The organism is Psychrobacter sp. DWR1-2-3 (assembly GCF_049896465.1).
GTDB lineage: Bacteria > Pseudomonadota > Gammaproteobacteria > Pseudomonadales > Moraxellaceae > Psychrobacter > Psychrobacter maritimus.
In genome coordinates this window covers 629,306-652,079 of record NZ_JAFCUJ010000001.1, presented here as the reverse complement: position 1 = coordinate 652,079, position 22,774 = coordinate 629,306, and the positions used below count along the sequence as shown (strand labels likewise).

General features: G+C 43.1%; 23 protein-coding genes and 1 tRNA gene. 11 read left to right on the top strand and 13 right to left on the bottom strand.

All coding sequences use genetic code 11. From position 1 onward, the window contains the following. The first annotated feature begins 264 nt into the window (after positions 1 to 264). The 5 genes from ACP7AA_RS02700 to ACP7AA_RS02680 all read left to right on the top strand — a co-directional run bounded on the left by ACP7AA_RS02700 (position 265) and on the right by ACP7AA_RS02680 (position 6,303). Positions 265 to 1,938 (top strand): di-heme oxidoredictase family protein, encoded by a 1,674-nt coding sequence (locus tag ACP7AA_RS02700; protein WP_426222571.1) that lies wholly within the window; start codon positions 265 to 267, stop codon positions 1,936 to 1,938. Between the two features lie 126 nt (positions 1,939 to 2,064). Next, entirely contained in the window at positions 2,065 to 3,210 is a 1,146-nt protein-coding gene (locus ACP7AA_RS02695; protein ID WP_426222570.1) for an imelysin family protein, read from the top strand. Further along, positions 3,200 to 4,798, top strand: a complete 1,599-nt coding sequence (locus tag ACP7AA_RS02690; RefSeq protein ID WP_426222569.1) for a DUF1513 domain-containing protein — start codon at positions 3,200 to 3,202, stop codon at positions 4,796 to 4,798. The genes ACP7AA_RS02695 and ACP7AA_RS02690 overlap by 11 nt, the downstream gene beginning before the upstream one ends. An 8-nt stretch (positions 4,799 to 4,806) precedes the next feature. Then, positions 4,807 to 5,481: a M48 family metallopeptidase gene (locus ACP7AA_RS02685; protein ID WP_426222568.1), complete on the top strand. Its 675-nt coding sequence runs from the start codon at positions 4,807 to 4,809 to the stop codon at positions 5,479 to 5,481. 219 nt (positions 5,482 to 5,700) lie between these two features. Then, the gene (locus tag ACP7AA_RS02680; RefSeq protein WP_426222567.1) at positions 5,701 to 6,303 is read left to right on the top strand and encodes a methyltransferase domain-containing protein; all 603 of its coding nucleotides are present in this window, start codon (positions 5,701 to 5,703) and stop codon (positions 6,301 to 6,303) included. On the opposite strand, the gene ACP7AA_RS02675 is transcribed toward ACP7AA_RS02680, so the two are convergent. Then, positions 6,284 to 6,961, bottom strand: a complete 678-nt coding sequence (locus ACP7AA_RS02675) for an HD domain-containing protein (protein ID WP_426222566.1) — start codon at positions 6,959 to 6,961, stop codon at positions 6,284 to 6,286. The two genes, ACP7AA_RS02680 and ACP7AA_RS02675, sit on opposite strands and share 20 nt — an antisense overlap. Before the next feature lie 41 nt (positions 6,962 to 7,002). Continuing rightward, positions 7,003 to 7,911 (bottom strand): hydrogen peroxide-inducible genes activator, encoded by a 909-nt coding sequence (locus ACP7AA_RS02670; protein ID WP_201564867.1) that lies wholly within the window; start codon positions 7,909 to 7,911, stop codon positions 7,003 to 7,005. 276 nt (positions 7,912 to 8,187) lie between these two features. Between ACP7AA_RS02670 and ahpC the strand changes: the two genes are divergently transcribed. After that, positions 8,188 to 8,754, top strand: a complete 567-nt coding sequence (gene ahpC, locus ACP7AA_RS02665) for an alkyl hydroperoxide reductase subunit C (RefSeq protein WP_201564866.1) — start codon at positions 8,188 to 8,190, stop codon at positions 8,752 to 8,754. A 185-nt stretch (positions 8,755 to 8,939) separates the two neighbouring features. On the opposite strand, the gene ACP7AA_RS02660 is transcribed toward ahpC, so the two are convergent. After that, a complete protein-coding gene (locus ACP7AA_RS02660; protein ID WP_201564865.1) occupies positions 8,940 to 9,188 on the bottom strand; it encodes a YdcH family protein in 249 nt (82 codons plus the stop codon). Positions 9,189 to 9,702: 514 nt separating this feature from the next. On the opposite strand from ACP7AA_RS02660, the gene ahpF reads away from it, so the two are divergent. Then, positions 9,703 to 11,280 carry an alkyl hydroperoxide reductase subunit F gene (gene ahpF / locus ACP7AA_RS02655; RefSeq protein ID WP_298869788.1) on the top strand — a complete coding sequence of 526 codons (1,578 nt, stop codon included), beginning with the start codon at positions 9,703 to 9,705 and terminating at the stop codon, positions 11,278 to 11,280. A gap of 69 nt (positions 11,281 to 11,349) precedes the next feature. On the opposite strand, the gene ACP7AA_RS02650 is transcribed toward ahpF, so the two are convergent. From ACP7AA_RS02650 to ACP7AA_RS02625, 6 genes are all read right to left on the bottom strand, one after another. After that, positions 11,350 to 12,207: a bile acid:sodium symporter family protein gene (locus ACP7AA_RS02650; protein WP_296174035.1), complete on the bottom strand. Its 858-nt coding sequence runs from the start codon at positions 12,205 to 12,207 to the stop codon at positions 11,350 to 11,352. A gap of 163 nt (positions 12,208 to 12,370) precedes the next feature. Next, a complete protein-coding gene (locus ACP7AA_RS02645) occupies positions 12,371 to 13,144 on the bottom strand; it encodes a glutathione S-transferase family protein (protein ID WP_426222565.1) in 774 nt (257 codons plus the stop codon). 148 nt (positions 13,145 to 13,292) lie between these two features. Then, positions 13,293 to 13,625 (bottom strand): TIGR01244 family sulfur transferase, encoded by a 333-nt coding sequence (locus ACP7AA_RS02640; protein ID WP_201544531.1) that lies wholly within the window; start codon positions 13,623 to 13,625, stop codon positions 13,293 to 13,295. A gap of 80 nt (positions 13,626 to 13,705) precedes the next feature. Beyond that, on the bottom strand, positions 13,706 to 14,032 hold the full coding sequence (locus ACP7AA_RS02635) for a beta-lactamase hydrolase domain-containing protein (RefSeq protein ID WP_191690348.1): 327 nt from the start codon (positions 14,030 to 14,032) through the stop codon (positions 13,706 to 13,708). A gap of 186 nt (positions 14,033 to 14,218) precedes the next feature. Then, complete coding sequence (locus ACP7AA_RS02630; RefSeq protein WP_426222564.1) at positions 14,219 to 15,928, bottom strand: SulP family inorganic anion transporter; 1,710 nt, start codon at positions 15,926 to 15,928, stop codon at positions 14,219 to 14,221. A gap of 56 nt (positions 15,929 to 15,984) precedes the next feature. Next, complete coding sequence (locus ACP7AA_RS02625) at positions 15,985 to 16,356, bottom strand: ArsR/SmtB family transcription factor (RefSeq protein WP_426222563.1); 372 nt, start codon at positions 16,354 to 16,356, stop codon at positions 15,985 to 15,987. A 283-nt stretch (positions 16,357 to 16,639) separates the two neighbouring features. On the opposite strand from ACP7AA_RS02625, the gene ACP7AA_RS02620 reads away from it, so the two are divergent. Next, positions 16,640 to 17,506, top strand: a complete 867-nt coding sequence (locus tag ACP7AA_RS02620; RefSeq protein WP_201564859.1) for an MBL fold metallo-hydrolase — start codon at positions 16,640 to 16,642, stop codon at positions 17,504 to 17,506. 233 nt (positions 17,507 to 17,739) lie between these two features. Next, entirely contained in the window at positions 17,740 to 18,177 is a 438-nt protein-coding gene (gene trxC / locus ACP7AA_RS02615) for a thioredoxin TrxC (protein WP_426222562.1), read from the top strand. A gap of 185 nt (positions 18,178 to 18,362) precedes the next feature. On the opposite strand, the gene ACP7AA_RS02610 is transcribed toward trxC, so the two are convergent. The 4 genes from ACP7AA_RS02610 to ACP7AA_RS02595 all read right to left on the bottom strand — a co-directional run bounded on the left by ACP7AA_RS02610 (position 18,363) and on the right by ACP7AA_RS02595 (position 20,855). Then, entirely contained in the window at positions 18,363 to 18,764 is a 402-nt protein-coding gene (locus tag ACP7AA_RS02610) for a hypothetical protein (protein WP_426222561.1), read from the bottom strand. 202 nt (positions 18,765 to 18,966) lie between these two features. After that, positions 18,967 to 19,326 (bottom strand): SirB2 family protein, encoded by a 360-nt coding sequence (locus ACP7AA_RS02605; RefSeq protein ID WP_201619191.1) that lies wholly within the window; start codon positions 19,324 to 19,326, stop codon positions 18,967 to 18,969. A gap of 118 nt (positions 19,327 to 19,444) precedes the next feature. Continuing rightward, positions 19,445 to 19,783, bottom strand: coding sequence for a BolA family protein (locus ACP7AA_RS02600; RefSeq protein ID WP_426222560.1), 339 nt, complete (start codon positions 19,781 to 19,783; stop codon positions 19,445 to 19,447). 259 nt (positions 19,784 to 20,042) lie between these two features. After that, on the bottom strand, positions 20,043 to 20,855 hold the full coding sequence (locus tag ACP7AA_RS02595; protein ID WP_201564852.1) for a M48 family metallopeptidase: 813 nt from the start codon (positions 20,853 to 20,855) through the stop codon (positions 20,043 to 20,045). A gap of 653 nt (positions 20,856 to 21,508) precedes the next feature. On the opposite strand from ACP7AA_RS02595, the gene ACP7AA_RS02590 reads away from it, so the two are divergent. Beyond that, positions 21,509 to 21,583 (top strand) — tRNA-Gly (locus ACP7AA_RS02590). A 270-nt stretch (positions 21,584 to 21,853) separates the two neighbouring features. Beyond that, positions 21,854 to 22,645, top strand: coding sequence for a glucose 1-dehydrogenase (locus ACP7AA_RS02585; RefSeq protein WP_426222559.1), 792 nt, complete (start codon positions 21,854 to 21,856; stop codon positions 22,643 to 22,645). The last annotated feature ends 129 nt before the right edge of the window (positions 22,646 to 22,774 follow it).

Below are 22,774 nucleotides of genomic sequence, written 5' to 3'. Positions count from 1 at the left end.
TTTGTCGCTGTATTTATAGGCTTGGTTTTATATGCCTAATAAGTCACTATAAGCGAATGAGAATTATTTTCATAGAAAAATAATTTAGGTATAATACACACGTTGTCGACTACCGTTGGCAGCGTGTTTTTTTATAGCGTATTAAGATAGCCAGATATGTCATAGCGCAGTGAATATTATATTGAATAGAAATACTTATCGAATAGAAGTGAAAAAATTATAGCACGCGATTTTAATGGTTCTATATTAGAACTAAGGTTCCCTATGAGCAGCAGTAATGTGTTAAAAGCTAAACAGTCTATCGCGTTTTATTCCTCTTTAATATTTAAGTATTCGCCATTGAAGCTATCGCTAGGAATAGTATGTGCGCTATCCATAAGCGCCTGTCAGCCAAGTGATAATCCAAGTGATAATGTTGCTGCATCTGCTACAGATGACGGCAAACCCTCGGAAAGCAGCCATTATGAAGCAATCACTTTTGAACGTGTCCAGACTATTGAGACGTTAGCTGGCGTGCCTATGCAGCAGCTTGCCAGCTTTGATGCGCAAGAGATTAAGCAAGGCGGCGATACCGGTATTAGTATCACCACTAGCGAGAGCTACTCTAAACCTTCCTCAAATATAACCGCTTCACGTAAAGGTTCTTTTTTTATCGGTAATGCATTTTTTAGGCAACCGTGGGTGGTTGCGCCGGCGAGTACCGATAGCCGCGATGGTCTAGGTGCATTATTTAACGTCGCTGCCTGTCAATCCTGTCATATCAAAGACGGTCGCGGTCATGCGCCGATGAGCAGTGAGGATGATGCTGATAGCTTGCTTATCCGCCTTGCTATGCCTGCTACTACCGAGGAGCAGCTCCAAAAATTAGAGAATTCCTTGATAGAAAAAGTTGTGCATCCTATGTATGGCGGTCAATTGCAGGACCGCGGTATTCAAGGTGTACCTGCTGAGGCGCGCATTGCGGTACAGTGGACAGACAAGCCCGTCACCTTTGCTGATGGTCATGTCGAGACGTTGCGGTCGCCAACCTTTAACTTGACCAAACCCGGTTATGGTGCATTTGATGACGAGCTGATGGTGTCGCCGCGTGTTGCTTTACCTATGATTGGGCTTGGGCTACTCGAGCAAATCCCAGACGAAGCCATTAAAAAACAAGCGATAAAAACAAATAATGCCAATGGCGATATCAGCGGCAAATTCAACTGGGTTATGGATCCACAAACGGGCAAAGTGGCATTAGGTCGTTTTGGTTGGAAAGCTGGGCAAACCAAATTGATTACCCAAAACCAAAGTGCCTTTAATGAAGATATGGGACTGACCTCCAATATCCGTCCGCATGAATCTTGCATGCCCACGCAGACCGCTTGTATAAACGCGGCAACGGGTGCTGATGAGCAAGGCAATGGCAAACCACCGGTTGAAGTCAATGATGAAGTGGCAAAGTTCGTTGAATTTTATACCCGCAATTTAGCGGTGCCCCATCGCCGTAATGCTGACGATAAGCTAGTACTGGCGGGCAAAAAACGCTTTTATGATATGGGCTGTCAAAGCTGTCATACGCCAAGATATCAGTTGCCAAAAACCGACGATGACCATCTTGAGCAGCATGGGCAAGTGATTTATCCTTATACTGATTTATTATTACATGACATGGGAAATGATCTTGCTGATCGTACTATCGCTGGCAAGCTGCCATCGAAAGACTTACAAGTTGAATTTTTAGCCAATTCTTATGAATGGCGTACGCCTGCATTATGGGGTATTGGGCTTGCGCAAACCGTTGATTCGCAAGCGACATTTTTACATGATGGTCGCGCTCGTACGCTGATGGAGGCGGTGCTATGGCATGGCGGCGAAGCGGAAAAGCAGAAACAAAAGGTATTAAAGTTAGACAAACAAGGGCGCAGTGAATTAAATGCGTTCTTAAAGTCATTATAAAAGTCAGGCTATACACTTTAAAAGCCATTTAAAAACCATCTAAAAGGCATTTAAAAATTGCCCGCCTTAAATGTACAGATTTAAATAATTACTTATATTAATAGCTATATAAATACCGAGAAATCTATGAAAATAAACCATGCTCTAGCAATGGCACTATCAGCACTAAGTGCGGGTATCCTTATCAGCTGCGTCAAACCTGCTGATGAGAGCAAAGCACCAGAAGTAGACAGCCAAGTTGCTCAAGAGAGCGCTACTTCTACGGCTACAGCTGAAAAAGACAATAGTACAGATAAGATTATCGCTGTTGATATTAGCGCTGATACTGAAAAGACCTATTTGACCCATGTGGCAAATGATATTGTTATTCCCGCTTATGCGGATGCCGCGAAGCAGAGTGATTTATTGCATGAGTTGGCACAAAAGCATTGTCAGCACGCGCCAGTCAGCGGTAATGAGCTGCAAGCGCTGCGCGCCCAATGGTTGGTGCTCGCGCAAGCATGGGCTGGCGCTGAGATGATTAATTTCGGTCCAGCGACGGTAAGCATGAGTAATTTATATATCAATTATTATCCTGATGAGCGCGGTCTGGTACATGGTGGTGTTGCCGATCTCATTGCTGCCAATCCTAAGCTCACCGCTGAGCAACTGGCTAACGAGAGCGCTATTGTCCAAGGTATACCAGGATTAGAAGAAGCGTTATATGCCAATGATAGCTTGAATGCTGGGCAATGTGCTTATGTAATGAGCGCAAGCAGTGCCTTAAGCACGCGTCTTAAAGATATTGAGAAAAACTGGCAGCAAAACTCAATCACTTTATTAGCGATTGATAAAACCGCTGAGAGTGATCAAGGTTTAAACCAATGGTTTAATTCTTTATTGTCATTGGTTGAGACCATGAAGTCCAATGCCATTGATCAGCCATTAGGCTTAACCGGTAAGAAAAAAGGTCACCTGCCAGCTGCGACCGCAGGGCAAAGCCGCGCGATTATCAATGCTAAATTGGCCACGCTAAATAAAGCAATGACCGATCCCGTCTTAACCGCTATTCTTGGGGGCAATAATGAAAACGCAGTGGCAGATAATCTATCGACCGCGCTTGCTGATGCGACCACATTATTGGCGCAAATGCCAGAAGACTTAGCGACGGCTGATAAAGCTACCCAGCAAGAGCTGTATGACAAGCTGACGACCATTACGCGCATTATTAAACGCCAATTGATTCCGACCCTCGGTATCCGTGTGGGCTTTAATAGCACTGATGGCGATTAAAAAAATGCACTCTATCGATACTAAAACAGCAAATGAATCGCAAGAGCAGTCACAGCAGCAGCCACAAAATAAGCAGCCTAATAATGAGCTGCTAGTAACATCCGCATTGACCATGCTGTCTGCTGTCATGGGTACAGCTGCGCTTGTCGGTGTCCATCATCGTTATCGTAAGCAGCGTCACCCTGATGCCAGCTTGCAGGACTATGTAGTAGGTATGCGCTCGCAGTTGCAGTCGTTAATCGCAACATCAAAACGCGAGCTCGTGCAGTTTCGTCACGCTTATCAGCAAGCTACAGTTGCATGGCAACAGGCTTATCGTTTACCGATAGATGCTAGGCAAAATGCCAATAATAATAGCCTAGCTGACTTTAGCGCCGCACATACCACCACCGTACTACCGCGCCCCGTTTGTTGGGTTAGCGGTGTCGCCTCTATGCCAAAAAGTGTCGTATTAGCAAATGATGATGGCGCTGATGCCTGTCATAATGAAAATGACTTTGGTGTGGTCGGTATCGATGCCGATAGACAAATCGTTTGGCAAACCACCATGCCTGAACGTGTCCACGATATTGTTGTTCAGCCTGTTTTGGACCGCGAAAGTAACTTTTCTAACCACAACCAAAATGCTAATCATAACCAAAATCGCGATGTCGTGGTCATGGGTCGGCGTCCGAGTGAAAAGTTTTGGGTATTAGACACGGCGAGCGGACAAGTAAATTTTGCTATTAAAGCATCTACTCATCGGCATTTTTATGGGCATGCTTGCTATAGCCTAGACGGTAAATTGCTCTATGTGACCGAAAATGACACCCTAAGTTTAGAGGGTAAAATCGGTATCTATGATGCTGATGATAAATATAAAAAAATCGCAGAATTTGACTCGTATGGTATTGGTCCGCATGAGCTGATTATGCATCCCGATGGTGAGACGTTAGTGATTGCGAATGGTGGTATCAAAACCGAGCAAGCGTCGCGCGAAGAACTTAATTTAGACAGTATGCGACCATCATTGGTTTACCTTAATCGTCATACTGGCGCTTTGCTTGAGCAGATTACGCCTGAACACAATCAAATGAGCGTACGTCATCTAGCCATGCATGACGATGGAACGGTGATGATAGGTATTCAATTCCAAGGCGAAAAGCATATTAATGTGCCGTTAGTATTGACGCATAAACGCGGTGATAGTGATTTTAAAGCGCTTATTATGCCCAATAACCAGTGGCAACGCTTCCATCAATATATCGCCAGTGTAGCGGTCGACAGTGAGCGTAACTTATTATGCGTAACCACGCCGATTGGCGGTTGTGCGGCGCTTTATGACTTAAATACTCGCACCTTAATAACTGATGTTAGCCTGCCAGATTGTGCAGGGGTAGCAGTACTGTTTAGTCAGCGCACTAATAAGACAGATAGTCGTGATGAGCAATCAGGCTTTATTGTTAGTGATGGCCAAGGTCAGTTAACGGCGTTAACTGTTGATAGCTTGGCAACGGCACAATTGGATACTGTAGAGAAAAACGACCGTATTCTTAAAGACAGCAAATGTCATATGATGTCGTTTGACAATCACTTACAAGCGCTTTGAGCATGAATATGCCGTCTGCATACCAGTCACCTTTATTAAAAAAAGCTATTCAAGGTTTGGCGCAAGCGGATATTAAGCTACATATCAGCAAAAAGCGGGTCAAAAATATCAACTTTCGCTTAAAACCGCATAAATTAATGGTTTCTGTGCCATTGTTTATTAGTTCAGCCCAAGCTGCACAGGCTGTGGCGAAGCGTGTGCCATGGGCAATCGCTAATCACGGCCAAGTATTAGAGCAATATAGGCGGCGACAACTTCCTTCAAAAGAATTTTTAAAAGAGTCATCAACTGCCGATAGCACGCTGCTGTTATGGGGCGTAGAGCAATCGTTCACCTTAAATCATGATGAAAAAATTACTTACTATCGACAACAGCTTTCTGAAGTCATACCTTCTCTGTTTGAAAAATGGCAACCAATTGTCGGTGCGACAGCCAATGAGATACGCCTGAAAAAAATGCATACGCGCTGGGGTAGCTGTAATACGCGTGCACGGCGGATTTGGCTATCCGTCTATCTGCCCGCTTATCCTATCGAATGCACCGAATACGTCATCGTCCATGAGCTGTGTCATTTACATCATGCCAATCATAGCCGCGCCTTTTGGCAAACGGTGGCTACCGCGATGCCTGATTATCAGCATTGGCATAATATACTGGCAGGGAAGGCGGGACAGTTAGATTAAACCCTTCACCTAAGTACTATCAACAAGTATTATCAACAAGTATTATCAACAAGTATTATCAACAAGTATTATCAACAAGTATTATCAACAAGTATTATCAACAAGTACTGTCAACAAGTACTGTCAACAAGCGCCATAAGACTGATATGATTAATCATAACGATACAAATTATGTCGTTTAAATAATATTCTTATCTATCGTACATACAGGGATGTCATATGGAAAACGTCAATCAAGCGCAGTTTTGGCAGCAGCGTTATGAGCAAGACAGTATCGGTTGGGATATGGGACAAGTGTCGCCACCGCTCCAAGCTTATATTGATCAATTGCCTGAATCTGCTAAAAGTCAGGCTGTTTTAGTGCCAGGGGCAGGTAATGCTTACGAGGTTGGTTATCTCCATGAGCAAGGTTTTACCAATGTTACTTTGGTTGATTTTGCGCCTGCGCCGATTGAAGCGTTTGCGGAGCGCTATCCTGACTTTCCAGCTGAGCATTTAATCTGTGCCGACTTTTTTGAATTGTCGCCTGAGAAGTATCAGTTTGATTGGGTGCTTGAGCAGACGTTTTTTTGTGCGATAAATCCTGCGCGCCGTGATGAATATGTAGCGCAGATGGCAGCATTATTGAAACCGAATGGTAAGCTGGTTGGTTTGCTGTTTGATAAAGACTTTGGACGAGACGAGCCACCGTTTGGCGGTACAAAAGCTGAATACCAACAGCGTTTTGCGCCTTATTTTGATATTGAAATTATGGAGACAAGTTATAACTCATATCCTGCACGGCAGGGCAGTGAGCTGTTTATTAAGATGCAAGCAAAATAATCTCACGCTTGATGTTTTCTCGAGCTTGTTCTTCTAACCGTGCATAGTAATAATCAGTCAGATAAAGCGTTGGATGCGCTAACAATCCTGTTAATACTGCTATGCGTCCAACGCGATAATCTATATTTGAGATATGCGCATATTCTTGGCGGACAGCTTGCGCATACTGTTCATACTCAGGCCAAGATGCCCCTAAAATACTTAAGTCCATATCTAGTAAATAGGCGGCATCGCTTTTTCTAGCTTTGTCTGACCCTTCATCAATGTCGGCAATTTGATGGCTAGCCGTCATCATTATCAGCGCGTAGATATATTGGCATTGCTCAGCAGTCAGATAAGGACTTAACGAATCTACGGCATATTCTGCACTTTTAAGCTCATTATCTGAGCGCGTCGGTTCATATATCACGTCATGATAAAACAGTGCCAATGCGATAATATGCGGCTCATTTAAATGATGCTTAATCTGTTCAAACTGCGTAAATAATTGCTGAATATGCTGCAAGCTATGATAAGCGCGCTGGCTTTCGTTATAACGCATATCGATATCTTGCCAAAGTGCTTTTAATATTGCTGGCTCGATAGCGTTATTAATAGCCGTTAAATGCCACTCGAAAAGCTTACCGAGCTCAGTCTCTATTTGTGACAACCCGTCCATAGTTAGCCTTTATTTAATGACTGCAATCTATTAGCAAATGCTTACTTTTTACTAGCAGCATCTTCAAATGCTTGTTTAAAGAGCTTGCCTAATAAATTGACATCATCGACGCGGGCATAATTTAAACGAGTGACAAAAGCGATATGACGATGCGGTCCTTCCTCGGCTAGTGGCACCGCAACTGCATTTTGATTTTGCAGATGTAGCTGGTCTAATGCCATCTCTGGCACTAATGTCGTCCCCATATTGGCAAGTGCCATTTGAATAAGGGTGTTTAAGCTGGCATCAGAAAAACTCGATTTCATTTGCGCGCGGTCAAAATGACAGACCGTCAGTGTTTGATCCGTCAAGCAATGTCCTTCACCTAATAGCATCAGATTGGCCGTTGCTAGCTCATCAGCATTGATGGTTTTAAGTTTGGCATGGACGTCATCTTTTGGGAAGACGGCAAAAAAGTCCTCGCTCCAAAACTCAAAAGTATGCAAGCCATCGACCGCATACGGCAGCGCAATAATGGCGGTATCAATATGACCGTAGCGCACTTGCTCGAGCAAGCGCTCGGTTTGCTGCTCGACAATGGTCATACGAAATTCTGGATAGTGCTCACGTAGCGCAGGCAACACTTTTGGCAGCAAATAAGGGGCAATCGTTGGAATAATTCCGACGGTCATAGGGTAAGCAAGCGGCGACTGATGGCTATGCGCGCGCGTGGTCAAATCATTGACTTCCGAAAACACGCGCTGCGCCCGCGTCAAGATATCTTCACCGATAGGCGTAATCAAGACTTGCTTATTATTTCGCTCAAAAATCTGCGTATCAAGCTGTTTTTCTAACTCGGCGATACCCAAGCTCAGCGCTGATTGTGAGATATTACAGTCTTCTGCCGCACGCTTAAAATGACGATGTTTGGCAACCGCTAAGGCAAACTCAAGTTGACGTAAGGTGATCATAAAACCTCTCTGTTAATGGGTTTTTAACGCAATTTGTTTTACTCGTTTATCTTGTGTACTATAGCAATTTAATGCCGATATACGGATAAAAAAGCAGATAGAATAGTTTAACAAGTTTAATAAAACAAAACATCACATTAAAAATTTTTAACTGGATTAACCATAGAATTCGCGTATAGTTTGTCAGGTAGCCCAGTTAAGCAAAGGGTTAGTAGAAATAACCAACAATAAACATCAATTAACTCAACAACAATCAATCAAAAAAAGGAGCCAATCATGGCGTCTATTATCAATCAAGAAATCCCAGAGTTTTCAGCAGATGCGTTTGTAAACGGTGAGTTCAAAACCATCACTTCAGAAGACGTAAAAGGCAGCTGGGCAATCTTCCTATTTTACCCAGCTGACTTTACCTTTGTTTGCCCAACTGAACTTGAAGACATGGCAGCTCATTACGAAGAGCTTAAAGGTTTGGGCGTAGAAGTGTACTCAGTATCAACCGATACGCATTTCACCCACAAAGCATGGCATGATTCTTCAGAAGCCATCGGCAAAGTAACTTACCCAATGATCGGCGATCCTACTGGTCGTATCACTCGTGGCTTTAACGTCATGATTGAAGAAGCAGGTTTGGCTGAGCGCGGTACATTCTTAGTGGATCCAGACGGCTTGATTCAAGTTGCTGAAATCCATGCAGGCGGCATTGGCCGTAGTGCAAAAGACATGCTACGTAAAGTGAAAGCAGCACAGTATGTTCGTGAAAACGACGGCGAAGTTTGCCCAGCAGCTTGGGAACAAGGTCAAGAAACTCTTAAACCAAGCCTTGATCTAGTTGGTAAAATCTAAGTCTTTCTTTATTAGACTAAAGTTATTAGATTAAGATTTTAGTATTATTTAAAGCGGTATTTGCTGATTGATAATGCTAAATAAAGTGCTATGAAAAAGACCCCGTTAACTGATGTTAACGGGGTCTTTTTTTGTCTCAATCTTATAAGACTTTATAATATCTAACGGTATAAACTGGCCACTAGTTAAGCGTGAGATTGTAATTTATTTTTATCGATTATTTTGTAAATCTCATCTTTTAAATGCAGCTTTCGCCGTTTCATTTGCTCAATTTCTTCATCACGACTGGCATGCTTGACCAAATCTTTATCCAGCTGATTGATTTGCTGATCAAGCTGCGTATGTTCGTCAAAAATAGTCGCAAAGTGACTGTCTTTTTGCTTAAGCTCAGCAATAATATCTCTGTTGTCTTGCCATGTATCAGTCTTTCTCATGTTGTCATCCTTGTTATAAAGCGCAAGCTTATCAAAGCATCGGCGCATTTTAGTTAAGAGTGCTGTGATGAATTGCTATGATTGTGAGACTTGAATGTCATTGAGCCAAATCGTTATTCAGCTCAAAAGTGCATAGACTTACTAGCAGCAGAAAGGGCTGTTAATACACTGCGATAACCGCTAATCTGCCATGGGACAAATAAGAGTTTTTCTTATTCGCCTCACTCGATTGTAGCGAAAAAATTTGCCAGATACTACGACTATCATTGGCTACTATTTATCAGTGGTTTTAAATTTAAATAATAATATTGGTTTATGATATATTTTATAAAACGTAAGGTTTGAGTTTATCAGCTTGCCCAAAACCTGCAAACCCCTGATAATAGACGTATCAAAGGTGATAAGGCCGGTATTTTTAGCGTTCTAAATCAGCGACTTAACTTATCACCAAACACTATTCAAATGCTCAGCATCGTAGCTGGCGTTACATATTTAATAATAATGAGGAACAAACATGATAGATAAAAGTTTATTAGATGCAGTCAAAAGCTACAGTGAAAACATGACTCGCCCAATTACCTTTGTATTGGGTAGCGGCGAACATAGCAAGCGCGCTGAGCTGATTGATTTTTTGACTAAAATCGCTGGCACCACGGATAAGATTAATTTTGACAGTACAGCTACCGATGACAGCTTGCCAAGCCCGATTAGCTTTAAAGTAGTCAGCCATATCGATGGCGCATTGACCGATACCGGTATTGTCTTTAGCGGTATCCCTGGAGGTCATGAATTTACCTCGCTGATTTTGGCGATTTTGCAAGCTGGCGGTCATACCTTAAAACTTGATGAAGGTATTCAAAAGCTGATTAAGCGTTTTAATAAGCCGCTACAGTTTCAGACTTACGTGTCGCTCTCGTGCCACAGTTGCCCAGAAGTGGTGCAAGCGCTGAACCAATTTGCCTTGCTCAATGATGACATCAGTAATGAGATGATCGATGGCGCATTATTCCAAGAGCAAGTAGAAGCCAATAACATCCAAGGCGTACCAGCAGTGTTCTTAAATGGTAAGCCGTTTGCTAATGGTCTGATTGACACGGCTAAATTGATTGAGAAGTTGCAAGAGCAGTTTCCTGATTTACTGAGCGAAGCTGATGACGATGCTGAACAGCTAGAGCAGCAAGATGTGACGATTATCGGTGCCGGTCCTGCTGGCGTTGCGGCGGCGATTTATACCGCGCGTAAAGGCTTAAAAGTCACTATGGTCGCTGATCGTATTGGTGGGCAGGTGAAAGACACGCAAGATATCGAGAACTTAATCTCTGTACCTTTAACGACCGGTAGTGAGCTGTCGGCGAACTTTGAAAAGCATTTACACGAATATGACATTACGCTCAAAGAGCATGTCAGCGTCAAAGAAATTAGCGAGACGGATGATGAAAACTACCGAATTCATCTAAATACTGGTGAGACGTTTGAGACACGCAGTATTATCTTGGCGACTGGTGCTCAGTGGCGTAAGCTTGGTGTCCCGGGTGAAGATGAAAACGTCGGTAAAGGCGTTGCTTACTGCGCGCACTGTGATGGTCCGTTCTTTAAAGGTAAAGACATCTCTGTCATCGGTGGCGGTAACTCAGGTATCGAGGCGGCGCTAGACTTGGCAGGTATCGTTAAACATGTGACCGTCCTTGAATTCGCCGATGAGCTAAAAGCGGATCAGGTATTGATTAATAAAGCCAAAGAAAAAGCCAATATTGAATTTATCACTGGAGCAGCGACTCAAGAAATCAAAGCGCAAGATGGTAAAGTGACGTCTATCGTTTATCAAGACCGTAGCAGCAGTGAAACCAAAGAGCTTGATGTTTCAGCAGTGTTTGTGCAGATTGGTTTGGTGCCGAATACTGAATTTGTCAAAGGCTTTGTTGATCTAAACCGCTTTGGCGAGATTGAGATTGACGAGCGCTGCCGCACCGACCGCAAAGGTATCTTTGCTTGTGGTGATGTCACGACCGTACCATTTAAGCAGATTAATATTGCAATGGGCGAAGGTTCAAAAGCCGCATTATCAGCGTTTGAATACTTAGTTATGCAGTAAGTTATTTAGCTCTACCGTTAGTGTTAAAAGCCATCTCAAATGAGATGGCTTTTTTTTGTGCTTATACAATCAGTTTTTATTCCGAATCAACGCAATCACGGGCAGCGCAACCACATACATCAACACACCATATACCGCAGCAGGTAGGGCGATGACCGGTAATGTGCTGACACCCATAATGATAGGTGCCAAGGTAATCGCAGTTGTGCTGTTTTGAATACTGGTTTCTATCGAGATGGTTTTGGTATCAAACCAGCTGAGCTTCATGGCTTTAGAGGTCAGAATACTTAAGCCAAACAAGATGACAATGATAAAGACCAACTCAAACCCAATAGACGCCAATTGCTCTTGTAGTAATTGCCAGTTGGTCGCAATAGCAGCAAAGACGATTAAGACAAAAAACAGACTGGCTAAGCCATTTAGAATGCCGCTTCTACGTACCATAAAGTCAGTAAATTTATAACGCGCGAGCATACCTAGGGTTACAGGTAAGGTAGTCAGTAAAAACATCACCACGCCGATTTTTAGTGCGCTGATAGAGCCTGCTTGATCTTGCATAAAGTGATTAAAAGCTAGCGTAATTAAGATAGGCAGTGTCACCACTGATAACAGGCTCACTACGCCCGTGAGTGCCACTGACAGCGCCACATTACCTTTGGCATAGTAGGTGAGCATGTTGCTGGTCACACCGCCTGGGCAAAAGCTAATCAGCATGATACCAAAGGCAATAGCAGGTGGTGGCGACATGACTAAGACGACCGCTAACGCAACCAACGGCACAAAGATGACTTGGTTGATTAAGCCGACAATAAACGCTTTTGGGTGATTAACGATGACCTTAAAATCACTTGGCTTAAGCCCCGTTCCTAAGGTAAACATAATATAGGCAAGTGCTAGCGGCAATAGCGCCAACGCATTATTACTCATGAAACATTCCTTGTTAATTATAGAGGCGCATCAAAGACCTATTGAAAACATATTGAAAGCGTATTAAAAGTAACTTGCTAAAGAAATCACAGTCCTTGTGTTTCTATCATCTTAAGCGTTATTAAAAATTTAGCAAACGTTTGATTTTGCGTTTGATGTAGTTTTAATCTGCTAATACACCAGCTACCGAGAGTAATACACCGGCTTCATCTTCTTTAATAATGCGCGTTTCATTGAGTGCCGCTTCTTGCCAAGCTTGTAGATGAGGATTGTTTAACATCGTTGCACAATACTGTTTGGTTATTGGTTGCAATGGTATGCCCGAGGCCTCCGCATAAGTCTGCAAGCGTAGAACCACAGGGGCAAAAAAAGCATCTGCAGCCGTGAAGAGTCCAAAAAGATAGCTGTCTTTTGGACGATTTTTTAAACAATCTGCAAAGATATTTTCTATACGGGCGATATCCTTTAAGCATGCAGCGCTTGGTTGTATTTTCGCGGTAGCTCGAATGTTCATTGGCATCTCACTACGAATGCCCATTAGACCTGAGTGCATCTCCGCAATAATGCTTTGGCAATAAGCGCTGTTTATTCTGTTGCTGGTATTGCTGGTATTGCTGTTATTGCTGTTAGTATGAAATTTACTCAGTCCTGTCCAAACATCTAAGTCTGTCAGATAGTCATTGGCGTGAATGGTAATCGCTAAGGTATCCCAGACCGTGACCTTATCGCTGTTATTATCGTTGTCTTGACCATAAACCAAAACCGGTACTTTGCCGGTTGGCGCATGCTCATTGAGAGTGGCTGTCGCTGATGGATGAAACAGCTCAATCAGTTGCTCATCAAAATCAATGTTAAATGCCTTGAATAGTAGCCAAGCTCGCAATGACCACGACGAATAATTTTTATTGCCGATGATGAGTAACGGTTTTTGCATCATAAAGTCCTATTAAGGGATATCAGTAGGATTTTATTATGTCTTCATTATTAAGAATTGACCAGTCTATAGTTGAGTAATATGCAAAAAACGCCCATCCAAAGTTTGGACGGGCGTTTTTCAAGCAGTAACGGTTATATTTAAATCCGTATTAATCGTCTAATAAATCCATACGCTTTGCCGCCTCATAAATACCCGTTGAGCGGTTACCGGTACGGCAAAAAATCAGCATTGGCTGCTCAGCTTGGTTAAAAAAGTCAGCAAATTCTTCGACATGGTTTTGATTAAGCTCACTACCGGCAAAAGACACTTCTTTATAAGCAAGTCCTGCTTTTTTAGCGGCGGCTTCAATCTCAGCACTGGTTGGTTGGTTTGGTTCTTCACCATCTGGACGGTTGTTGATAATGGTTTTAAAACCATTTTCAGCAATCATAGGTACTTGGTCAGGGGTGATTTGTCCGGTAATACTAACTTGATGGCTCATAAGAGCTCCTTGTTATTTTTTAGCGTAAAAATGAAATTTTGTGATTAGCTTAAAGCACTTAAGTAAAATACAACGGCTCTTTACAACAAGCCTTGCATCAGCGCACTTTGATACAGTAATTTGGCGCGTGCACCCGTGCCGCAAAACATCAGGATGGGTTTGGGCATGGTGCGATAAAAGGCTGCAAACTGCTCGACAGTCGCCATGCTTAAACGCTCATCATCAAATGGTAAATGCTGATAAGTGAGGTTGGCTTTTGCAGTCGCACTGCTAAAATCACAGCTATTCGGCTGCGTTTCTGTCTCAGCGTCAGGTCGAATATTGAGCACAGAGCGGTAGCCAAGCTCGGCAATCTTGACGCATTGGCTTGGGTAAATTTGCTTATAAATGGTTAAATCATCGGTCATAAGTAGCTTAAGTCGCATATATTAAATGGCGTTAGAATTTCTGGTGTTTCTAGAGACAGTAAGTTTTAAATCTGATAGTAATTTAGCATAACACAGCTTTTATCATATCTATCTTTTGTCACTGATGTTTTGTCACAAACAATCTCTGTCATGATTGATTTAAGAGGAAAATTGGTTACTTATGAGTTAAACATCTTTAAGTGCATTGACCGCGTCCATGGTGCTCAAATAAACTTGCCCTGATAGGTGGGTTATGACCGGTGTGTTTTCAATAATGTCCATGACCGGTCCCTTGATAAAGCTAAAGCTTAAGTGCTTTCTTTGATTCAACAGTTCTTGATTGAGGCTGATAAGCATCTCTTGTCCGGTCAAGTCAATATGATTGACCGCCGACATAATAAGAATAATCTCATGCGCTTCGGGATATTGCCGCGTCGCTTGTATGACCCTGCGATGCACGGATTCACTATTGCCAAAAAACAAGCTTTCATCGATACGCAGCATTAATAAATTGCTAAACGTCACCACATCATGACGATTGATATTGCGAAAATGCCCTGTGCCCGCTAGCTGACCAACGACGGCGACATGTGGTTTGCTCGATTGCCAAATTAGGCTGGCAAACGACACCATCAAACCGATAACCAAGCCAGTATTTAGCCCAAATATCAGCACACCGATAAATGCTGCTAGAAAGCTTGCCGCATCTAGGCGGTCGCGTTGCCATGCTGACTTTAAAGTCGCCATATCAATGAGACCGACAATCGATGCCATGATGGTTGCGCCCAATAAAGCATAGGGCAGAGGTGCTAATAAATTGCCAAAAGCGATTAACGCTGCAATCATGATCAGTATCGTTACTAAACTTGCGAACGGCGTTTTGGCACCTGAGTCGGCATTCATTGCGGTACGTGAAAAGCCGCCAGCGACCGTAAAGCTTTGAAAGAATCCGCCCGCCATATTGGCCAGTCCCAAACCAGTAAGCTCACGATTGGCATCAAAGGTTTCGCCGCGCAGGCGTGCATAATTGCTAGCAACTGAGCTGCTTGAAACAAAAATAATCAATGCCATTAAACCGGCGCTTGGTAATAGGTTGAGCGTTTCATGAAAATCTGGCACGTATGGTAGGGTAAAAGTAGGCAGCCCCTGCGGAATAGTACCAATCGTTGCCACGCCGTGCGTTGTCCAATGTAAGCTCATGCTTAACACAATGGCAAGAGCAAGCAAAATGAGCGGAAATAGACGCTCAGCCCACTTAGCATAAGAGGCTGACAGCCAAGAGCGCCAAACCCATTTGCTAGCATAACGGTTGGCAAATAACAGCGTAAAAGCAATGACGCCAATAACTAAGGTTAGCGGATGCAGCTGGCGGGCATACATCTGCATACTCGATAAATAACCGATAAGGCCATTACCTGCAATAGGAATCCCCGTCAGATACTTAAGCTGACTGACAAAAATCAGTACCGCCGCGCCACTGATGAAACCTGCTGATACGCCGCGACTGATAAACTGCATAATCCAGCCAAGCTTAAGCCGACCTGCCAGCCATAACATCGTCCCAACCATCAATGACAATAAACTGGCCATTAGTATATATTGCTGCGTGCCCTCATTGGCGTAAGGATGCAGACTACTTGCCGTCATAATCGCGGTGATAGCGACGGGTCCCACAGCTTGCACATTACTTGAGCCTATCCACGCATACACCAGAACGGGTACGATAGCCGCATAGAGTCCATAGACAGGCGGCAATCCTGCTAGCACCGCATAGCCTAAGCTTTGTGGAATGACGAGCACCCCAACGACCAATCCCGCGATGACATCAGTCGGCAGGGCAGACAGCTGGTACTGACGTAACCAAGCAGGAATCAGACGAGCGGCGATAGAAGGCATAGCAATAGGTCATCACAATAAATAAATTTAAGAACAGCTAAAGACTAAATGACCAATTATGCGTCTGTTTTGGCACAAAAGCGCTCATACAATAACTGCAATACCGATAACGCATCGTCGCTTGCGATACTATAATAGATTTGCTTGCCCTCGCGGCGGGTCGTCACCAGCTCGTCTTTACGTAAGATACCAAGCTGCTGCGACAAGCTTGGCTGACCGACACCGACTAAGTCTTCAAGCTCACTGACGCAGTATTCACCTTGAGTCAGCTGACATAGCAGTAATAAGCGATCAGGATGCGAGAGCGACTTTAACAATTGACTGGCTTGCATAGATGCATGTTGCATTTGCTCAGCAAGGTCTTTGGGTGCAAAGTCTGTTACGCTGGCAAATACAGGTTTACCAGTGTGATTAGTAGACGTGCTCAATGCTGAAGTTGAAGTAGTCAGAGCGAACTCCTTATTTAAGCTATAGATAAAAAAGGCAAAGTTTATAGATAAGATATGGTTATATATAGTTAATTATCAATGATATCGCGATTTATAGCAAGTTATCATTATTTACATTATATAAATTGATAAATTGTTAGCTGGTTGCTATAGTGGTATGCAAGATAGGTATTATGTACATTCAAATATTATAAACAAGTATTTATTATACGTAAGACTTCATTAAATAATAAAACATTCATATAAAAACAAAGAGGTAGCCATGCAAGTTCATTCCTTCTTACATAGCGACACAGAGACCTACACCCATGTACTCGCTGATGTGCAGCAGCAAGTGTGTGCCATTATCGATCCTGTTCTGGATTTCGATGCCAAGTCAGGACGTACGGATACCGCTAGTGTCGATAAGGTAATAGCGTTCGTGCGTGAGCAGGGTTGGGCGCTGGTTTATATTATAGAAACCCATGCCCATGCCGATCATATATCGGCCGCTATACATGTAAAAGAGACACTTGGCGGCAAACTGGTCATCGGTCAACATATCACTGAAGTGCAAAAAATATTTAAGCAAATTTTTAACTTTGATAGCAGCTTTCGTACCGATGCCAGCCAGTTTGATATCTTGACCGATGATGGCGAAACCTTGGCACTTGGCGGCATTACGATTACTGCCATGTATGTGCCCGGCCATACGCGCGCGGATATGGCGTATCTTGCCGCTGACGATGAAAAAACCGTGGTCTTTGTCGGTGATACGCTATTTGCTCCCGATGTGGGTACGGCGCGCTGTGACTTTCCGGGAGGAGACGCCAAAACCCTGTATCAGTCTATCCAAAAACTGCTGGCACTTCCTGATGAGACCCTGATGTATCTGTGCCATGACTATCCAAGTCAAGGTCGCAAGCATTGTCCAACCACGACGGTAGCAGCGCAAAAGCTCGGTAATATTCACGTTAAAGACGGCATTAATGAAGCCGAGTTTGTTGAGATGCGTGAGCGCCGCGATGCCAATTTAGAGATGCCGCGGCTCATTATCCCATCTGTACAACTTAATATTGATGCCGGTCATTTTCCAAAACCAGAAGACAATGGCACCCGTTATCTAAAAGTACCGATTAATGCGCTTTAGTAACTAGGGCGTGTCCTCAATATACAAGTAGCGCAGAAAGTTACGCAGGCACAATACGAGTGGTGGCTATCCTAATGCTAATCTGTCTTATAAGCTTGCATTGTAAGTTTGCATAATGGAATAAAGCCAAAAAAAAGTGTGATTAAGATTCTTACGAATAATCCATTCACAAGCATTGAGTATGGGCGCTCTATTAAGACATACGCCCAAGCTATGTATAAAGGAGTTGTATAATGACTGAGCAAAACTCTCATCTGGTCTGCCCGCATTGTCAGGCAACCAATCGTATACCCGCCACACGGCTAAATGCGGCACCGAACTGTGGCAAATGTGGTCAGCCATTATTAACGGCCAGTCCGCATGAGCTAAACGCCCAAACGGTTAATAAAGTCATTCAAAAAAACGAGGTATTGACCATCGTTGATTTTTGGGCAAGCTGGTGTCAGCCGTGTCTGATGATGGCACCGCAGTTTAAAGCGGCGGCCAGTCAGTTGCCACAAGTGGTTTTTGCCAAAATACAAACCGATAAATACGAGCAAGCGGCGGCACCTTATAATATTCGTAGCTTGCCGACGATGGTTGCTTTTAAAAATGGCAAAGAAGTCGCGCGACAGTCTGGTGCCTTACCTAGCGATCAAATTGTGCAGTGGGTAAAAAGCTTAAACGCTTAAACGCATAAGCGTTGCTTGAGTTTTTACTCTTGATGATTAGACACAAAAAAGCCAATATGCTTATCGCGTATTGGCTTTTCTCTTTTGAACAGCGTTTAATGTCATCGGAATAATAAACTATCAAACGTGACTTATTAAACAGGAGCTATTTAAACACGGGACATTTAAAAATGAGCTATCGAGCATTACTCACCATAAATCTTAATACCATTGGCAAAGCTACAACGCTGGATACGGGCAGACTGAATGATGGCATCACGCTCGCCATACAGTCTTGATAGCTTGGCATCGCGCGCTTTAGTATTGTTGCTTTGACCAACGCCAAAGCTGATATTAGGTGAGATACCCCAGCGTCCAGCGGAAACCCCAACGCCGACACCTGAGGCGGACAGGGTTGATTGCTCATTGCGCGCCGCGTCGACATAGCGATTGACGCGATTATACTCTTGATTAAGCGCTTGGCAATCATAACCTTGATAGGTGCTTGGTGGCACATATTGCGGGGTGATATTACCCGTTGAGGCGCAGCCTGAGAGACCAAAAACGCCAGCTGTTGCCAGTAGTGTTGCTGCAGTAAGAGTTTTCATAATGTCTCCATAAGCTAAATGAGGATGTTTACCGTGCTTATTAATGCCTGCTGTCTTTAATTAATATCTGTTTTGGCATTAATTAACTTTGGTATTAATTAACAATGTTACGTTTTAAACAGTACATTTTAGAAAGCGTATTTATTTAAGATAGCAAAAAAGTAGCGATTAAGATATTGAAAAATATATCGTTTAGCAACGCTTAAAACAAATTGCCCGGTTTGCTAAAGGCAAGCACCACGATGCCGATATAAGCCACACCTGCAATCAGAATACCGGTTTTTCTTTGGCTCAGTGTTGCATTGTTATTAAAGGCTTTGATACTGGCGCTAAGGGCGGCAACGAGCAAGATAATTTTTGCAAAAACCCATTGCACGGGCGCATTGGCACTCATTAATTGCATGAGCATACCAGCCCCTGAAAGAATAATAACGGCATAGAGAATATGGGTAGAGATTTTGAGCGCCAATGGCATTTGCTTGTTTGCGCTTAACACCAGATAGCTTTGATATAAAAACGCCGCAATCAACAATACTGCCATGAGCATATGTAAATGTTTCATTGGATAGGATTTCCTTTAAAGGTGCCGTTTGCCAGCTTATTTATATTATTAGAAGTTAGTATTTGATTATAATGTTTAATGGTAGCTGTTTAAAAATAGTAAACAATAAAACCGCCATCTAACCTTTGTTTTGACCAGCGCATAACGGACTCTCAGGGCTTTGACCTTGCCACTCTGTTGGCGTATAAGCATGGATAGCCAAGGCATGGATTTGACCACCTTGTGAGGTCAGTAGCGAGTTTGCCAGAGCATATACCAGCTGATGACGCGCAACCAAACGTTTGCCCTCAAAGGCATCACTGACAATGGTCAGTTTAAAATGGCTTTCTTTACCGTCAAAGTAACCCGCATGATTCATCGATTCATTTACCAGCTCAATATGCTGCGCTTGCAAAGCCTGTAGCTCATTATTAAGTGCATCGGCGGTCGGAGTGTTAGTAGGCGTATTGATAGTCATAATCATCCTTTATCTTATAGGGTTTAGCCATTTAAATGGCTGATTGCGCCTATTATAGCAGACACAGTTTACTGTGCCGCTATGCTGCACTAACTGACCGTTTATCGCCATGCGATAGTCAGTTTACTATAAAATATTTTAGCAGCACGCATAAAAAAGCAGAGCGCAATATATGACGCTCTGCTTTTCTTATTTATCATTACTTACCATTAGTCCGTACTTGTCATTAGATTGATACTTAATGCTTAAACATCATCCATTAACGGCGTGATCTTTGATAAAGCGGCATCACTTTAGGCATCAACGATTGTAGCTCAGCGATACGGTTGTTACTGGTCGGGTGAGTGCTTAAAAATTGTGGTGGCTCGCCTTTGCTGGCGCGCTGCATCTTTTGCCATAAAGTAATCGCTGCTTGTGGGTTGTAGCCTGCACGTGCCATTAGCTCTAAACCGATTTGATCCGCCTCAGATTCCTGTGTACGGCTGTGCGGACGGCTCAATCCTAAATCGCCCGCGACGTTTGCCAGTTGCGCTTGCCCTTGTGAGAGACCAAAGATGCTCGCTGCCATACCAATACCCGTTTGGGTAGCGTATTGACGTGACAAACGTTCACGTGAATGCTCACGTAGGGCATGCGATATCTCATGTCCCATAATAGCGGCAATTTCATCGTCCGTTAAATTCAAGCGGTCGATAATGCCCGAGTAAAACATAATTTTACCGCCGGGCATCACAAAGGCGTTTAAGTCATTAGATTTAATGGTATGCACTTCCCATTGCCATTTTGCCGCATCAGGACGATAGACGCCGACTTGACCGACCAAACGGTTCGAGATATTTTTTAGGCGATTGAGCTGCGCGCTATTGGTATCCAATAAGCCGCGCGCTTTTGCTTCTTGCAGCGTTTTGGCATAACTTTGCGCCGATAGCTGCAATACTTGCTCATTTGAGACTAATAATAGCTGCTGACGGTCAACGCCGACGGCACCAGTGCTAGTCGTGCTAGAACAACCGGTCATGGCCAATGCCGACAATGATGCCGCCATAACTGTTGTGGTAAGCAGTTTTTTCATAATAAACGTCCTCGCTGTAAATGGAAAAAAATAAAGTGGAACAATGCCAAGATCAAAATAGTAGGGGAAAGGGTAGCTTATTATTGAAGTATTGCTACCGTTTGCCCGTCTACTAAAACAGTGAAATTTTACTCCAACTGTCATTAGCCATAAGTATAATAATGTTAACAACCTAAAACCTAGACAGAAAAAGTAACAATAGGCGGTAGGATTGTAAGTGCTGTTAGTAAGTGGTATTAGTAAGTGATATTAAAAGGTACGTAGTTCGCACAAGAAATGATGGAAGTGGATACAGTAGTTAAAGCCGCTTTATCGTTTGCGCGCAAGCGTTTTTATTTCTATAACTTCTATAAAAAAACTATAATTTACTAGCGTTTTAACGTTGTCAGCATGTTGTAAGCAAAGGTTAGGCGGGCAGAATGCTGAGACTGCTATTATTTTCTCTATTTATTTGAAAGTATTATTTTAATGAGGTAAATTAAAATAGCACTTAGAATCAATACTCTATACTTGTTTTTCTCTTAAGATAGGTTTAAAAACCATGCCTTTGATTAAAAATTTGAAAAAAGGTATTGACACTCTCAGAATATTTGCTAAAATAGCCAGCCTATCGAGACGTAGTCGTTGTTAACAACATTGCGATTTGATAATTAGCGGGAATAGCTCAGTGGTAGAGCATAACCTTGCCAAGGTTGGGGTCGAGAGTTCGAATCTCTTTTCCCGCTCCAAATATGGCTTGCAAAAGCACTAAAGCCTCACTTCTTATAATAAGAAGTGAGGCTTTTTTTATGCCTGAAATTTGGCAAGCTAATGTATAACGCTATGACAAAGTGCATGTGACAAAGCGTATGTGATAAGTATAAGTAGCAGCGTTACAAAATATGGATGATTGGACACATTTATTTGATTTTGAATTGGCATACTTACTTGATGTATTAAATATTAAAAATTTTCAAACGATATATCGCCTCCATTAATAATTATTATAAGGATTAACCATGCAAGCTTTTGAGCACAAATCATTTAATGCGCTATTTGACTTAACAGGAAAAACAGCGATTGTGACGGGCGGCGCTAATGGCATTGGTAAGGCAACGGCACTGCGTTTGGCACAAGCGGGCGCAAATATCGTCATTGCAGATTTAAAAATAGAAGGTGCCAATAAAGCGGCCAAAGACATCGAAAGCTACGGTGTCAAAGCTTTGGCGGTTGAGTGCAATATTTTAAAAGACGAAGACTTGGTAGCGATGGTCGATAAAACGGTAGAGGTATTCGGTAGTATCAATATCCTGATTAGTAATGCAGGCGGCGGTGGCGGTGGTCAAGAAAATCCGTTTAAAATCTCTGTTGATGATTTCCGTCGCGACTTTGAATTGAACGTCTTTAGCGCGTGGCGTCTATGCCAGTTATGCGTGCCACATATGAAAAAATCAGGCTATGGCTCAATCGTCATCACCACCTCGATGTCGAGTGTCAATAAAAGCCCAGATATGAGTGGCTATGCAGCATCAAAAGCGGCGGTTAATCATATGGTGGCGAACCTTACTCATGATTTCGGTCCCGAGGTGCGCATTAATGCTGTGGGTCCTGGTGCCACGCGCTCAGCGGCGTTAGAGAGCGTATTGACGCCTGAGATTGAAGAGCGAATGTTGTCGCATACGCCTATCAAACGCTTAGGCGAAGCCGATGATATTGCTGGTGCGATGCTATATTTTGCGGCGCCTATCTCTGAGTGGGTCAGTGGGCAGACGTTATTTGTTAATGGTGGCGGTGTGCAAACCTTAGACTAAAATTAAGATTAACGGTAATAGCTAGTGTAGAAAGCTCGTCATATAAAAAAGCGTCACCAGATATTTAATTGGGTGACGCTTTTTTTTGTGAATTTTTAAGTGACTAACTGAAATTCAATACTTGTGAAA